15 protein-coding genes are annotated in these 15,379 nt (G+C 43.8%); 14 read left to right on the forward strand and 1 reads right to left on the reverse strand.

Going from position 1 to position 15,379, the window contains the following annotated elements:
* Positions 1–245 precede the first annotated feature (245 nt).
* The 10 genes from SCRDD08_RS00215 to rpsD all read left to right on the forward strand — a co-directional run bounded on the left by SCRDD08_RS00215 (position 246) and on the right by rpsD (position 9,210).
* Positions 246–2,231, forward strand: coding sequence for a DHH family phosphoesterase (locus SCRDD08_RS00215; RefSeq protein WP_196756154.1), 1,986 nt, complete (start codon positions 246–248; stop codon positions 2,229–2,231).
* 1 nt (position 2,232) lies between these two features.
* Positions 2,233–2,685: a 50S ribosomal protein L9 gene (gene rplI / locus SCRDD08_RS00220; protein WP_005591407.1), complete on the forward strand. Its 453-nt coding sequence runs from the start codon at positions 2,233–2,235 to the stop codon at positions 2,683–2,685.
* A gap of 25 nt (positions 2,686–2,710) precedes the next feature.
* Positions 2,711–4,066 carry a replicative DNA helicase gene (gene dnaB, locus SCRDD08_RS00225; protein ID WP_061421923.1) on the forward strand — a complete coding sequence of 452 codons (1,356 nt, stop codon included), beginning with the start codon at positions 2,711–2,713 and terminating at the stop codon, positions 4,064–4,066.
* A 1-nt stretch (position 4,067) separates the two neighbouring features.
* Positions 4,068–4,340, forward strand: a complete 273-nt coding sequence (locus SCRDD08_RS00230; protein WP_005592064.1) for a Veg family protein — start codon at positions 4,068–4,070, stop codon at positions 4,338–4,340.
* A gap of 204 nt (positions 4,341–4,544) precedes the next feature.
* Positions 4,545–5,168: an HAD family hydrolase gene (locus tag SCRDD08_RS00235; protein WP_061423229.1), complete on the forward strand. Its 624-nt coding sequence runs from the start codon at positions 4,545–4,547 to the stop codon at positions 5,166–5,168.
* Between the two features lie 408 nt (positions 5,169–5,576).
* Positions 5,577–5,867, forward strand: coding sequence for a thiamine-binding protein (locus SCRDD08_RS00240; protein ID WP_061421924.1), 291 nt, complete (start codon positions 5,577–5,579; stop codon positions 5,865–5,867).
* Complete coding sequence (locus SCRDD08_RS00245) at positions 5,830–6,582, forward strand: ABC transporter permease (RefSeq protein ID WP_061421925.1); 753 nt, start codon at positions 5,830–5,832, stop codon at positions 6,580–6,582. Before SCRDD08_RS00240 ends, SCRDD08_RS00245 begins: the two co-directional genes overlap by 38 nt.
* A 42-nt stretch (positions 6,583–6,624) precedes the next feature.
* Positions 6,625–7,623 carry an ABC transporter substrate-binding protein gene (locus tag SCRDD08_RS00250; protein ID WP_061421926.1) on the forward strand — a complete coding sequence of 333 codons (999 nt, stop codon included), beginning with the start codon at positions 6,625–6,627 and terminating at the stop codon, positions 7,621–7,623.
* Entirely contained in the window at positions 7,623–8,345 is a 723-nt protein-coding gene (locus SCRDD08_RS00255) for an ABC transporter ATP-binding protein (RefSeq protein WP_061421927.1), read from the forward strand. Before SCRDD08_RS00250 ends, SCRDD08_RS00255 begins: the two co-directional genes overlap by 1 nt.
* A 253-nt stretch (positions 8,346–8,598) precedes the next feature.
* The gene (gene rpsD, locus SCRDD08_RS00260) at positions 8,599–9,210 is read left to right on the forward strand and encodes a 30S ribosomal protein S4 (RefSeq protein ID WP_000092756.1); all 612 of its coding nucleotides are present in this window, start codon (positions 8,599–8,601) and stop codon (positions 9,208–9,210) included.
* A gap of 104 nt (positions 9,211–9,314) precedes the next feature.
* Here rpsD and SCRDD08_RS00265 read toward each other — a convergent pair whose 3' ends face one another.
* Positions 9,315–9,845, reverse strand: a complete 531-nt coding sequence (locus SCRDD08_RS00265; RefSeq protein ID WP_005591417.1) for a TetR/AcrR family transcriptional regulator — start codon at positions 9,843–9,845, stop codon at positions 9,315–9,317.
* A 140-nt stretch (positions 9,846–9,985) separates the two neighbouring features.
* Between SCRDD08_RS00265 and SCRDD08_RS00270 the strand changes: the two genes are divergently transcribed.
* The 4 genes from SCRDD08_RS00270 to SCRDD08_RS00285 all read left to right on the forward strand — a co-directional run bounded on the left by SCRDD08_RS00270 (position 9,986) and on the right by SCRDD08_RS00285 (position 15,284).
* Positions 9,986–12,385 (forward strand): YhgE/Pip domain-containing protein, encoded by a 2,400-nt coding sequence (locus tag SCRDD08_RS00270; protein WP_061421928.1) that lies wholly within the window; start codon positions 9,986–9,988, stop codon positions 12,383–12,385.
* Positions 12,386–12,617: 232 nt separating this feature from the next.
* Positions 12,618–13,343 (forward strand): polyphosphate polymerase domain-containing protein, encoded by a 726-nt coding sequence (locus SCRDD08_RS00275; protein WP_061421929.1) that lies wholly within the window; start codon positions 12,618–12,620, stop codon positions 13,341–13,343.
* Positions 13,336–14,016 carry a DUF4956 domain-containing protein gene (locus tag SCRDD08_RS00280; RefSeq protein ID WP_061421930.1) on the forward strand — a complete coding sequence of 227 codons (681 nt, stop codon included), beginning with the start codon at positions 13,336–13,338 and terminating at the stop codon, positions 14,014–14,016. The genes SCRDD08_RS00275 and SCRDD08_RS00280 overlap by 8 nt, the downstream gene beginning before the upstream one ends.
* Before the next feature lie 17 nt (positions 14,017–14,033).
* Positions 14,034–15,284 carry a carbohydrate-binding domain-containing protein gene (locus tag SCRDD08_RS00285; RefSeq protein WP_061421931.1) on the forward strand — a complete coding sequence of 417 codons (1,251 nt, stop codon included), beginning with the start codon at positions 14,034–14,036 and terminating at the stop codon, positions 15,282–15,284.
* Positions 15,285–15,379: the final 95 nt, after the last annotated feature.

Genomic DNA, 15,379 nt, shown 5'->3' on the forward strand with positions numbered 1-15,379 from the left:
TTTACAGAATTGTAAATGTCTGTTTACAAAAAATATCTTTTATATAAAAGGGTTATTTACAACTATTGTCAACTTTTTGTTTAATAAAATTTACAAGGTTTACATATCTTGTAAATCGATTGTGAATGCTTATTTGAGAATAGATCCGGGATTTTAGTCTTTCTTGCTTTACAAGTATCCAAGGACAGTGAAAACTCGCTTTTTTTAAGAAAATATGGTAAAATGGCGCAATAAGAGGTTTTTTAATGAAAAGAATTCGTTTTTCCCCGAGCCACTTTGCGATAGTGGGGGTTACTTCCTTTATCATATTAGCTATTTGTCTACGCCTTTTTGGTGATAGTTTGCCTATGCTGGTGTCTCTTTTCATAGTGCTGGCGCTCTTGGTTTGGCTATTTATACAGCAGCAAAGAGTGACTGAATTGGACGAGCTTGAGCAGATTCGCTATGTCAATCATCAAGCAGAGGGAAGTTTAGCTTCTTTGTTGGATAAGATGCCAGTTGGTGTGATTAAAATCAATGAAAATAGTGGAGATGTGGATTGGTTCAATCCTTATGCTGAATTGATTTTTACAACGGATGATGGGGAGCTAAATGGTGATCTCCTGCAGGAAATTATTCACCTTGCTGCTTCGAAATCGGGTAGCTACGCAACAGTAGGAGACAATCAATATTCTGTTTATTTTGATTCAGCTTCTAGTGTCCTGTACTTTTTTGATGCATCAAGCGAGTATGAAGCAACAGTTGGGCTCGTTACGACGCGACCAGTTATCGGTGTTGTCTCAGTTGATAATTATGATGATTTGGAAGATGCTGTATCAGATTCAGATATCAGTCATATCAATAGCTTTGTAGCTAACTTTGTAGCAGAGTTTTCTGAGCAATTTCATATGTTCTACCGTCGGGTGGGAATGGATCGTTATTATCTTTTCACGGATTATACGGTTTTGGAACAACTGATGGATAGTAAATTTTCGATCATTGATCAATTTCGGACAGAAGCCAAGAATCGAAAACTTCCTCTGACGCTTAGTATGGGCTTTTCTTACGGGGATGGTAAGCATGATGAAATTGGTAAGATTGCCCTCCTTAATCTTAACCTAGCTGAGGTCCGAGGTGGTGACCAAGCGGTTGTCAAAGAGAATGACGAGGCCAAGAATCCAGTATACTTTGGTGGTGGAACGGCTGCATCTGTCAAACGTACACGTACGCGTACTAGGGCTATGATGGCAGCTATTTCAGATAAAATCAAGAGTGTGGATCAAGTTTTTGTGGTTGGTCATCGCAATCTTGATTTGGATGCCTTAGGCTCCGCGGTGGGTATGCAGCTTTTTGCTAGCAATATCATTGAGAAAGCCTATGTTGTGTATGATGACCAACAGATGGGCTCGGATATCTATCGCTCTATTCAAAAATTGACGTCAGAAGGCGCTGATTATCTTTTGCCGATCTCGGAAGCCGTAAACCGAGTGACCAGTCGCTCACTCTTAATAATGGTGGACCACTCGAAGTTGGCCTTAACACTTTCAAGGGAATTATTTGATCGATTTAGTCAGACGATTGTAGTGGATCATCATCGTCGCGATGAGGATTTTCCTGAAAATGCGGTCATCGCCTATATCGAAAGTGGGGCTAGCAGTGCCAGTGAATTGGTAACGGAGTTGATTCAGTTTCAAAATTCCAAGAAAAATCGCCTGAATAAAATTCAAGCTAGTTTACTCATGGCTGGGATTATGCTAGACACCAAGAATTTTACCTCCAGAGTAACGAGTCGAACCTTTGATGTAGCTAGTTATTTGCGGGCTCGGGGTAGTGATAGTGTAGTCATTCAGGATATTTCTTCGACGAATTTTGAAGAGTATCGAGCGGTCAATGAACTGATTTTGACAGGTAAGAAGCTTTTGCCAAATGTGATTGTAGCAGCGGGTGCTGAAAATGCCAGCTACGATACAGTCGTTATTAGTAAGGCAGCTGACACCATGCTTGCCATGTCGGGCATTGAAGCAACCTTTGTGGTTAGCAGGAATACTGAGGGTTACGTATCCATTTCAGCTCGTAGTCGCAGTAAGATCAATGTTCAGCGGATTATGGAGAAAATGGGTGGTGGCGGCCACTTTAATCTAGCAGCAGCGCAAGTTAGCGATCAAACGGTTGCTGAAGTCACTCAACGTCTAAATCAAGAGATTATGGATCAAGTGATGGATAATGAGGAATCAATAGAAAAGGAGAAATAAGATGAAAGTTATTTTTTTAGAGGATGTAAAAGGAAAAGGGAAAAAAGGAGAAATCAAGGAAGTACCTACTGGCTATGCTCAAAATTTCCTGATTAAGAAAAATCTGGCTAAGGAAGCGAATGCACAAGCTATCGGTGAGCTGAGAGGAAAGCAAAAATCTCAGGAAAAGGCTCACGCAGAGATGGTGGCAGAAGCTCAAGCTATTAAGGCTAAGTTGGAAGAAGAAGCAACGGTTGTTGCTTTTACAGAGAAAGTCGGACCAGACGGACGGACTTTCGGTTCGATTACTAATAAAAAAATTGCTGATGAACTACAAAAGCAATTTGGTCTAAAAATTGACAAACGGAATATCAAGGTTGATTCTCCCATTCGTTCGATTGGTTTGATTGATGTTCCTGTAAAGATTTACCAAGATGTGACAAGTGTGATTCGCCTGCGGGTTACGGAAGGGTAAAAAGAATTAAAGGAAGGATTCACCTATGGCAGAGATTGATGAGTTGCGAGCTCAGCCTCAAGATATTTTAGCAGAACAGTCTGTACTAGGGGCCATTTTCATCGATGAGAGCAAACTGGTCTTTGTCCGTGAATATATTGAGCCTGGAGATTTCTTTAAATATGCCCATCGTCTGATTTTTAAGGCCATGATTGACTTGGCAGATCGTGGAGATGCTATTGATGCGACCACCGTTCGCAATATTTTGGATAGCCAAGGAGACTTGCAGAATATTGGCGGACTGAGCTATCTGGTGGAGGTCGTTAACTCTGTACCGACTTCTGCCAATGCAGAGTACTATGCCAAGATCGTTTCTGAAAAAGCAATCTTACGCCGCCTGATTTCACGCTTGACAGAATCCATCAACCAAGCCTATGACGGTGATAGACCATCAGAGGAAATCATTGCAGGAGCAGAAAAGGCTCTGATTGATGTCAGTGAAACGGCCAGCCGCAGTGGGTTTAAAAATATTCAAGATATTCTAAATCTTAACTTTGCTAATCTAGAAGCCCGTTCTCAGCAAACTACTGATATTACAGGGATTGCGACGGGTTACCGTGAGCTGGATAAGATGACGACTGGTTTGCACGAAGAAGAGTTAATCATCCTAGCTGCTCGTCCAGCGGTTGGTAAGACAGCCTTTGCCCTTAATATTGCTCAGAATATCGGAATCAAGTTGGATAAGACAGTGGCTATCTTCTCTCTGGAAATGGGGGCGGAGAGCTTGGTGGACCGGATGCTGGCTTCAGAAGGGGTGATTAATTCTCATTCCATTCGTACGGGGCAACTGACAGATGAAGAGTGGCAGAAATATACCATTGCGACAGCGAATCTGGCCAATGCTAGTATCTATATTGATGACACGCCAGGGATTCGGATTACGGAGATTCGTTCGCGAGCTCGCAAGTTGTCTCAAGAGACAGGCAATCTTGGCCTGATTTTAATTGACTATTTGCAGCTGATTACAGGAACGGGTCGTGAAAACCGTCAGCAGGAAGTTTCGGAAATTTCCCGCCAGCTTAAGATTTTAGCGAAGGAGCTCAAGGTGCCAGTTATTGCGCTGAGTCAGCTCTCGCGTGGCGTGGAGCAACGGCAGGACAAACGTCCAGTACTATCAGATATTCGGGAGTCAGGCTCTATCGAGCAGGATGCGGATATCGTAGCCTTTCTTTACCGAGATGACTATTATGAACGGGCCGGTGAGGAAGAGGAAGGCATTCCTAACAATAAGGTTGAAGTCATTATTGAGAAAAACCGGAGCGGAGCGCGTGGTACGGTTGAGCTAATTTTCCAAAAAGAATATAATAAATTTTCAAGTATTTCTAAAAGAGAGGATGTATAGTATGAGTGATGCATTTACAGATGTAGCAAAAATGAAGAAAATCAAGGAGGACATCAAGGCTCACGAGGGGCAGATGGTGGAAATGACCTTGGAAAATGGCCGTAAGCGCCAAAAAAGTAAACAAGGTCGTTTGATTGAAGTTTATCCTTCTCTATTTATCGTTGAGTATGAAAATGAAGGGGGGCAGCCGGGTGAAATTGCCAACACCTATGTGGAGTCCTATACTTACTCAGATATTTTGACAGAGAAAAATTTAATTCGCTATTTTGACTAAGAATAATAGGTGATTCCAGAACTTTGTATTGCTTCCTAGAGTTGGGTAAAGCCCAACTTTGAGGAACAGTTCATTTCTGGGATTTTTCTTAACCTAAATATGCCATACCAAGGATGGTTAAGATCAGCCGAATGGTGTATCTGCGAAGGCATGAGCTAGAACTTACGAAAGCTCCTACATATAGAGAAAGGGCTGGTGAAAGAAATGATAAAAAATTTGGTTTTTGACTTAGGAAATGTCTTGATTGAATGGAATTCTGAGAAAATCTTGACCTCTTTTGAACCTGAGAAAGAGCAACGACAGCTTCTTAGACAGGTCATTTTTGAGTCGGGTGTCTGGCATCAAACAGATAAGGGGGAGCTGAGCTTGAAAGAAGCCTGTGACAAAGCGCTAGCTCAGCTGGATGACTCCTACCATCCTGTTGTTCAGAATATCTTCTACTATTGGTATGAGGTTGTGGAGGTTTACAGTGGTTTACAGGAAAAGATTCGACTATGGGCTGATCAAGGCTATCGCATTTACATCCTGTCAACTACTTGCGAGATTTTTTACCGTATTGAAAAAGCTGGTTTGCTGCCCATCTTTCCACTGCTGTCGGGCTATATCCTTTCCTCAGAAGTCGGGGTTGTCAAGCCAGAGCTAGAGATTTATCAAAAGCTACTAAAAAAGTATAGTCTTGATCCGACAGAGTCAGTCTTTATTGATGACATTCAAGCTAACTTGGATACGGCAGCTGAACTGGGTTTTGAAACCATCTTATCCACAAGTGAGCCAGAGAATATCAGGGCTATGGAGTCTTTGTTGGCTGCGAAAGGGAAGTTTGGCTAATTGATGATCGTTTGCTTCACTTATCGTTGAAAAGTAGTGAGTCCAAGTTCCAACCTTGACATTTGCTGATGATTGCGTTATCATAATCCTATATATGGGAGTCTGTGTACAGTCTGAGAGGAAGTGTAAGCTTCGACCGCACCTGATCTGGATAATGCCAGCGTAGGGAATTGTATTTGTAAAGACCTTGTGGTTTTGCTAAAATGGTGAATTATTCACCAATCTTTAGTTTACTGATGCATGCAACACCTTTTCCATATTGGGAAAGGTGTTTTTGTATGGAAAGCAAGGTGTTTATAAAGGGAGCTCGCTGTCTTTTTGTTTAAAAACCAAGTTATTTTCTTGTGAATTTTATCCTATCTGCATACATTATTCTCAGATGAATCATGAAAGTAAGGAGGTGAAGAGATGAAAGCCAGCATTGCTTTACAAATTCTTCCTTTGTCACATGATGTGAATCGTTTGGCAGTCATAGAGGAAGTAATTGAGTTTTTGCAAAAACAGCCAGTGAAGGTGGTCGTGACGCCTTTTGAGACCGTTCTAGAAGGGGAGTGGGAAACTTTGTTTCCTATTTTGCAGCAGGCAATTGAGCTTGCAGGCAGTCAGGCAGACAATGTTTTTGCTAATGTGAAAATAAACTATGGAAAGATTTTAAGTATTGATGAAAAACTTGAAAAATATCCTGCGGCAGCAGATTAGCCTTTTGGGTATGCTGGGAGTCCTTGCCATCTGGCAGGTTATGGGCTGGCTCAAGCTCTTGCCCAAGTTTATCCTGCCGACGCCTCTGGAAATCGGTCAGGCTTTTATCAGAGATGCGGGCTTTCTAGCAAGTCATAGCTGGGCCACCTTAAAAGTAGCCCTGCTGGGGTTAGTCTTGGGCGTCATCTTGGCCTGTATACTAGCTGTACTCATGGACAGCATGAGCTGGCTCAATGATCTGATCTATCCCATGATGGTCGTGGTGCAGACGATTCCGACCATTGCTTTGGCGCCAATCTTGGTTCTCTGGCTGGGTTATGGGATTTTGCCCAAGATTGTGCTGATTATTCTGACGACGACTTTTCCGATTATCATCAGTATTCTGGATGGTTTTCGGCATTGTGATAGAGATACTCTGACTCTCTTTGAGCTTATGCAGGCCAATCGCTGGCAGATTCTCTGGCATTTTAAGATTCCAGCTAGTTTGCCCTATTTCTATGCGGGCTTGCGCGTCAGTGTTTCCTACGCCTTTATCACGACTGTTGTTTCCGAATGGCTGGGCGGTTTCGAAGGTTTGGGTGTTTACATGATTCAGTCCAAGAAACTTTTCCAGTATGACACCATGTTTGCTATTATCATATTGGTTTCGGTTATCAGTCTTCTGGGGATGAAGCTGGTGGCTGTCAGTGAAAAATATGTCATTAAATGGAAATAGGAGCTCAGCTCTGCTATTTCCAAAAAAGAAAAGAGGATTATAATGAAAAAAACTTATAAAATGTTGCTGGCAGGTTTGGCTGCCGTGTCTATCTTTGGCCTAGCGGCTTGTGGTAAGTCAGGCTCAGAGTCTGCTAGTAAGGATAAAAAGATTGATTTTATTCTAGACTGGTCACCAAACACCAACCATACTGGCCTTTATGTAGCTCAGGAAAAGGGCTACTTTAAGGAAGCAGGTGTGGATGTGGATATCAAGTTACCGCCTGAAGATAGCAGTTCGGATTTGATTATCAATGGCAAGGCGCCTTTTGGTATTTACTTCCAGGACTCCATGGCTAAAAAACTGGATAAGGGAGCAGAAATCACAGCTGTCGCAGCCATTGTAGAGCATAATACTTCGGGCATTATTTCTAAGAAGTCTGCAGGGATTACAAGTCCTAAGGATCTAGCCGGCAAGAAATACGGTACTTGGAATGATCCGGTGGAGCTGGGCATGCTCAAAACCTTGGTTGAAAGCCAAGGCGGTCAGTTTGATGAGGTGGAAAAGGTTCCCAACAACGATTCCAACTCAATTACGCCGATTGAAAATGGCTTGTTTGATGCAGCGTGGATTTATCATGGCTGGGACGGTATCATGGCTCAAACTCAGGGCATGGACACAAATTTCTTTTACATGAAGGACTATGTCAAGGAGTTTGACTATTACTCTCCAGTCATCATTGCCAATAATGACTATCTGAAAAAGAATCCGGACGAAGCGAAAAAGGTTCTGCAGGCTATCAAGAAGGGCTATCAATATGCCATGGAGCACCCTGAAGAAGCGGCGGATATTTTAATCAAGCATGCGCCAGAGTTAAAAAATAAGCGCGACTTTGTCTTGGCTTCGCAAAAATATTTGTCCGAGCAATATGCATCAGATAAGGACAAGTGGGGTCAATTTGAGGCTAGCCGCTGGAATGCCTTTTACAAATGGGCCAAGAACAATGGCATTGTGAATAATGACTTGACTAACAAGGGATTCAGCAACGATTATATAAAATAATGACAGAAATTAAACTTGAAAATGTAAGCTATGCTTATGATGAGCAGCAGATTTTGAAAGATATCAGCCTAGAGGTAGAAGCAGGTCAGATCGTAGCGATTTTGGGGCCTAGTGGAGTCGGGAAAACGACCCTCTTTAATCTGATTGCTGGGATTTTGGAGGTCCAATCTGGCAGAATTGTCCTAGACGGGCAGGAAAATCCCAAGGGCCGGGTGAGTTATATGCTGCAGAAGGACTTGCTGCTGGAGCACAAGACAGTGTTGGGCAATGTCATCTTGCCCCTCTTAATCCGAAAGGTATCTAAAAAGGAAGCGACGGAGCAGGCAACCCAGATTTTGAAGGAGTTCGGGCTCTTTGATGTGGCGGACAAGTATCCACATGAGCTGAGCGGGGGGATGCGGCAGCGCGTGGCTCTGCTGCGGACCTATATGTTCGGCCATAAGCTATTTCTTTTGGACGAGGCCTTTAGTGCCTTGGATGAGCTGACCAAGATGGAGCTACATGTCTGGTATCTGGACATTCATCGCAGGCTGAGTCTGACGACTCTCCTCATTACCCATAGCATTGAGGAGGCCCTGGCTCTCAGCGACCGTATCTATATTCTGAAAAATCGGCCTGGACAAATCGTAGCAGATCTCCAGCTGACTTGGTCAGCCAGTGAGGATAAAGAACTACAGAAGCTACGATACAAGCAGGAGATTTTGAAGCTTTTGGGGCTGTAAGCTGCCTTGTTTTATAAAAATGACTTTAATCAAGCCTTTGGGCTTGATTTTTTTGTAGGAGTCCCTTTACTTTTGACTTTATTCATGGTACAATAGCCTTTGTGTGAAATAGCAGCAGGAAAGCATGAAGCTCGTCAACAGGTGTCTTATGACAAGTAACCTTGGCTGTTTAGGCGAAGGGCATCTGCACGAATCAGGGCTTTCTAAGTGACTATTTCCACCGAAATATTTTTATTTTTAGGAGGACATACATATGTCACGTTATACAGGACCATCTTGGAAACAAGCTCGTCGCCTTGGCCTTTCACTTACAGGTACAGGTAAAGAATTGGCACGTCGTAACTACGTACCAGGACAACACGGACCAAACAACCGTTCTAAATTGTCAGAATACGGTTTGCAATTGGCTGAAAAACAAAAACTTCGTTTCACTTACGGTGTAGGTGAAAAACAATTCCGTAACTTGTTCGTACAAGCTACAAAAATCAAAGGCGGAATCCTTGGTTTCAACTTCATGCTTCTTTTGGAACGTCGTTTGGATAACGTTGTTTACCGTCTTGGTCTTGCGACTACTCGTCGTCAAGCTCGCCAATTCGTAAACCACGGTCACATCCTTGTTGACGGCAAACGCGTTGATATCCCATCATACCGCGTAACTCCAGGTCAAGTGATCTCAGTTCGCGAAAAATCATTGAAAGTTCCAGCAATCCTTGAAGCTGTAGAAGCTACTCTTGGACGTCCAGCATTCGTATCATTCGACGCTGAAAAATTGGAAGGTTCATTGACTCGCTTGCCAGAACGCGATGAAATCAACCCAGAAATCAACGAAGCACTTGTCGTTGAATTCTACAACAAAATGCTTTAATTTCTATTGGAAATTTATTCAGAAGCCGATTTCGGCTTCTTTTTTATTCGACTAACAAAAAGAGGCTGGGGTATCTTGTCCCAGCCTTTATTAGTTGTTGAGTTTTATAGCATCTTTAAAAGAAGATTAGCCATTTGTTCCGGGCTTTCCTTACTGCCTCGGGCGATCCACATCTGGTAGACGCCAAAGAAGGCATTAACGAGGTAGACGATGCCGTATTCCTTTTCGATTTGATTGAAAGCTTTATTGCGAAACCGTTCCTGTAGGATTTGGGAAAGTAAGGATTGGAGCTTATGGCGTAGGAAATTTTGGATTTCCCTAGTGCCATTTTCCGTCAAGAGGGCAGCCAGAAGAGGCTCTTGGGTCAAAAACTGAAAGACCTCTGTGATAGCGACTGCAACATCTTCACGATTGTGCTCAAAGATGTATTCTAGTTGATGAAAGAGGCCTTGCTGATAGCGCTCAATCATATCATATTTATCCTTGTAGTGGGTATAAAAGCTACTGCGGCTGATACCAGCAGCTCGGGCCAATTCGACTGTTGTAATATGGTCAAAAGACTCCTGATGCAATAAGTCAACCATAGCCTTCTCAATGATGGCCTTGGTTTTCTTACGTTTATTACTTTCTGTCATTTTAATCTTTCCTTTGTTATTGAATTATACAAAATTAGACAAGGTGTATAAAAATAGAATTTTCTGCTTGCCTTAATTTTTTTATTGTGTATAATCTATTATATCAAATTTTTAGACAATGTGTATAAAAAGGAGAAGAGATGTTCAAAGAATGGAAAGCGATCTTCAAAAAACCGAAGATTATTGTAGTCATGCTGGGAGTTGCCTTGATTCCAGCCTTGTATAATGTGATTTTTTTGAGCTCTATGTGGGATCCGTATGGCAAACTTTCTGATTTGCCAGTAGCGGTGGTCAATCAGGATCAAAAGGCGAGCCTGTATGGACAAGACCTGTCCATTGGTTCAGATATGGTTCAAGATATGAAGAAAAATGCAGCGCTGGATTTTCATTTTGTGGATGAGAGTCAGGCAGAGAAGGGACTGGAAAAGGGCGACTATTACATGGTGGTGACTCTTCCCAAGGATCTGTCAGCCAATGCGGCTAGTATCTTGAGCAATCAGCCTAAGCAAGTTACGATTCACTATCAAACATCCAGTGGGCATAGTTTTATCGCCAGCAAAATGAGCGATTCTGCCATGACTTCGATGAAGCAGTCGGTCAGTCAGAAGATTACGAACAGCTATGTGACAAGCCTTTTTGCGAGTATGGATAAGCTAAAAGGCGGACTTGGCACGGCTGCTGATGGGACAACTAAATTGGCTGAAGGTAGTCAGGAATTAGCAAATGGTAGCCAAAAGCTGTCTACTAACTTGGAAAGCTTAGCTCAGTCCAGCCTCACTTTCTCAGATGGGGCTACAGCGCTGTCAACTGGTCTGGTAGCATACACAAATGGAGTGGCTCAGATCAATGCTGGCTTACCGACTTTTACTAGCAAGATGACAGAGTATACAGATGGAGTTGGGCAGCTTTCAGCTGGTGCCAGTCAATTAACCGCTCAGTCACAAACTTTACTAAATGGAACCAACCAACTGACAGGCAATTCACAGGAATTAGTCGCTGGTGTGGAGCGCTTAAATAGTGGTTTAGCAGAACTGCAATCATCTGTTAATAGTAGTGTCACTGCTAATCAAGAAAAGGTTGCTCAGTTGACGGCGGGTCTAGATCAGCTCAATACAGCTATTCAGAATGCCACATCGGGAACGAGCTTGCCAACGGAAACAATTGCGGCTTCTCTCACGACGATTGCGACCAATGCGCAGTCTTTGGCAAGTAGTGCGCAAAGTGATCGGGCGGCAGCCGTAGCAGCTTTGGAAGGCACAGCTGCTTACCAGAAACTTTCTGCCAGTGAGCAAGAAGAACTAAAAGCCGCTCTAGCAGGTGGCACTGATTCTAGCAGCAGTGCAGCGGCAGCTATTGTACAGGAAGTCCAAGCTATCCAAACAAATCTACAAGGGCTACAAACGGCCAGCAGTCAGGCAAGTCAGCTGTCAGCAGCAGCCAACCAAGTCCTGCCAGGTGCTTCAGCTATGATTAGTGGTCTCTATGGTGGTCTAGGTCAAGTAAATGACGCCTTGTCCTCTGCCAGCACTGGTTCAGCGACCCTTTCTCAAGGCATTACGGCTTATACAGGTGGCCTTTCTCAAGTAGCTCAGGGAGTAGCGGCGTATACTACAGGGGTCGATCAGCTTTCTCAAGGAGCGGCTAATCTAGCGAGCCATAATGACCAAGTGACTTCAGGAATCGGTCAAATCAGCTCAGGCCTCTCTCAATTACATGATAAATCATCTACTTTGGTTGCAGGGATGCAAACATTATCTACAGGTGCCACTCAAATGGCAGATGGTTCTCAGCAGTTAGCGACTGGTGGTCTCACTTTAAGTAGTGGGCTGGGAGACTTGTCAGTCGGTGCCCAGACTCTAAATACAGGGTTGACGGATGCCAAGGGTCAATTATCCGAACTTTCAGTGACAGAGGACAATGCGGCAGCCCTGGCTGGCCCTGTCGAGCTGAAAAAGACAGATAAAGATCAGGTCGGTAAAAATGGTATTGGTATGGCTCCCTACATGATTTCTGTTGCTCTTTTTGTAGCGGCGATTTCGACCAATGTTATTTTTGGCACGCTTCCTTCTGGTCAAGTTCCAGCTTCTCGCAAAGCTTGGCTTAAGGCTCGTTTGGAGGTCAATGGCTTGATTTCTGTTTTGGCGGGTATCTTGGTCTACGGAGCAGTTCATTTGATTGGTCTTGAGGCCAACTACGAATGGATGACGCTGGCCTTGACTGTTTTAGCCAGCATGGCCTTTATGGCGGTTGTGACGACTTTGGTCACTTGGGATAGTAAGGTCGGGGCCTTTATCTCCTTGATCCTCTTGCTCCTGCAGTTGGCTTCTAGCGCTGGTACTTATCCACTGCCCCTAACGGCGGAAATCTTCCAAATGCTCAATCCGATCTTACCGATGAGCTATGCGGTGTCAGGACTGCGGGAAACGATCTCAATGAATGGACAAATCGGTGGCCAACTAGCCTTCTTGGCCGCGACTTTACTGCTTTTCATGGTCTTAGGCACAATGGTCTATCGTCCTGATAAGAAGAAAATCATTTAAGAAATAGTAGGCTATTTTCTCCATAAAAGGATCAACTTGGTTTTGTGAACAGAACCAAGTTTTTTGTTTCACGTGAAACAGTAGAGAATTTTGCTGTGTAGATTTTCTCCGCAAATCTATGTTATTCGGTATGAAAATGTGAATGTTTTGTTTTCTTTAAGTTTTCTTTAGCCTTGCTTTAAGTTTTCATCCGTAAAATGGCTTTAGTTACAAGAAAGACAGGGGAGAATCCATGGCTAAAAAAACATTTAAAGATAAATTTCAACGATTTGAAACCAAATATATTATTTCCAAAGAAACTTTGGCCGATTTACTGACCGAGTTTGAAAGCCATCTGGTGGAGGATGAGCATGCTTATTCGACCATCCATAATCTTTACTACGACACCCCGACCTATCAAATGATTCGTGAGTCCTTAGAAAAGCCCTATTTTAAAGAAAAATTGCGCGTGCGGACTTACGATGAAAATCCGAAAGAAGACAGTCAAGTCTTTTTGGAAATCAAGAAAAAAGTGCGCAAGATTGTCTACAAACGCCGCATTTCGACAGATCTAGTCGCTGCAGAGGCTTACTTGGAGGGCGATCATGGTAAGATTGAGGATTGTCAGATTCGTGAGGAAATCGACTGGCTGGGTCAGCGCTACGGTGGCCTGCAGCCCATGATGTATATCTACTACAATCGTTATTCTATGAAGGGGATTGAGGATCCCAATGTTCGGATTACTATTGACCACGATTTGACCTACCGCAACTATGATTTAAGCCTTTTGCATGGTCATTACGGGGAAAATCTTCTGTCGGATCATCATGTAATTATGGAAGTCAAGGTGCCAGGAGCCTATCCGCTCTGGCTAAGTGAGATTTTGGATCGCCATCAGGTTTTCCCAAGCTCCTTTTCCAAATACGGGGTTGCTTACAAGAAAACGACAGACTATAAAGGAGTTGTAAATCATGCTTAGTCATTTATTTTATGATATTTTTACCGATACGGCCGTAGATCCAGCCATGATGATGCTGGCTATCGGAGTGTCTTTGCTTTTGGGCTTAGTCATTGCCAAGGTTTACCAGTTTAAGACAGTTTACAGCAAGTCCTTTGTGATGAGCTTGGCGCTCTTACCGACCTTGATTGCAATTGTGATTTTCTTGGTCAATGGAAGTTTGGGAGCAGGGGTTGCCGTCATGGGGGCCTTCAGCTTGATTCGTTTCCGTTCCGCACCGGGAGGGGCCAAGGAGCTGGTGTCCATTTTCCTAGTCATGACAATCGGGATTGCCATCGGAATGGGCTATCTGGTCTTTGCGACCGTCTTTACCCTTATCATGTCGCTCGTCATGCTGCTGCTTGAGGTGGTCAATTTTGGGCAGATGAAGCATTCCATGCGCCAGCTGACTATCGTCATACCAGAAAGTCTGGACTATGAAAGCATTTTTGATGATATTTTCAACAAAGCTGCCAATCATGTTGAATTAGCCAATGTCAAAACCTCTGATATGGGGAGTTTGTTCAAGATTAAATACATCATTCAGCTGAATGGTCGAATGACCGAAAAAGAACTCATCGACGCCCTACGCACGCGCAATGGAAATCTAGAGATTGCCATCAGTCGCTACATCACGAAAGAAAATGAATTATAATTAGAAAGAGGCCAATCATGAAAACAGACAAGAAAAAAATATTTCAGAAAATAAAACTAATGGTGCCTCTAGCGCTAATGAGTGTCACCTTGGGAGCTTGCAGCTTGACCAGCCAGTCCAGCACTAGCACGAGTGCCAGTACCACGACCACTCAAACGGCTACCAGTACGACAAAGACAGACACATCTAGCTATTTCACGGATCGTGATCAGGATGCTTCTTATGATGAGTCGACAGCGACCAAGATTAGCTTGAGCGGCTCTACAGCCAAGACCTCCGGTGACGGAGCGAGCGTTTCTGGCTCCACAGTGACCATTACGGCAGCTGGAACCTATGTCCTCTCTGGTAGCAGTGAAAATGTGCAGATTGTCGTCAAGGCTGGCGATCAAGACAAGGTTCAGATCGTCTTGGATGGTGTGACCATGACAGGGACGGATGCAGCGATTGTGGTAGAAAATGCGGATAAAACCTTCATTACCCTAGCTGAAGGCAGTAAGAATAGCATTTCTGACTCAGCCAATCACACCAATACTGACTACGATGCGGCCATTTACAGCAAGGACGACTTGACCTTTAACGGCTCAGGCAGTCTGACCATTGAAGGAAAATATGGTAACGCAGTCGAGTCTAATGATGACCTGCGCATCACAGGCGGGACTTATACGATTAAAGGCTACAAGAATGGCCTGTCAGCCAATGATGCCATCAACATCAAGGAGGCTAGTCTAGATATTACTGCGACGGAGGATGCGATCCATGCAGATAATGACGAGGACACCTCGCTCGGAAATCTCTATATTCAGTCTGGTACCATTACGATTAATGCTGGAGATGACGGAATTCATGCCAGCAATGCAGCAGTGATTGACGGTGGTACCATCACAGTTAAGTCCAGTGTCGAAGCTTTAGAGGGAACAAATGTCACGATTAACGGCGGTACACTTGACCTTTATGCAACGGATGATGGGATCAATGCAGCTAGTACGGCGACTGGGGCTGAGATTTTCATCAAGATTACTGGAGGTGACATCAAGGTTGAGGTCGGCCAAGGCGATACAGACGCCCTTGACTCCAACGGCGATATCATCATGACAGGCGGAAACCTAGCTATCACGTCCACTGTGTCTGCCTTTGACTTTGATGGTAAGGCTAGCTATACGGGTGGGACTATCACGGTTAATGGGCAAACCCGAACCGAAATCACAGCCGATGGCCCTGGTGGCGGCGGTGCCCCAGGTGGACAAGGTGGCGGACCTGGTGGACATTGATTAGAAAAAATCTAAGCAGAGATTGTGCTTAGATTTTTTTGTTTAAATCGGCATAAAATGTACAAAAATGATATACTAGTCTCAATAATGACGAG

Origin of the sequence: Streptococcus cristatus (assembly GCF_001578775.1) — a bacterium.
Lineage (GTDB): Bacteria > Bacillota > Bacilli > Lactobacillales > Streptococcaceae > Streptococcus > Streptococcus cristatus_A.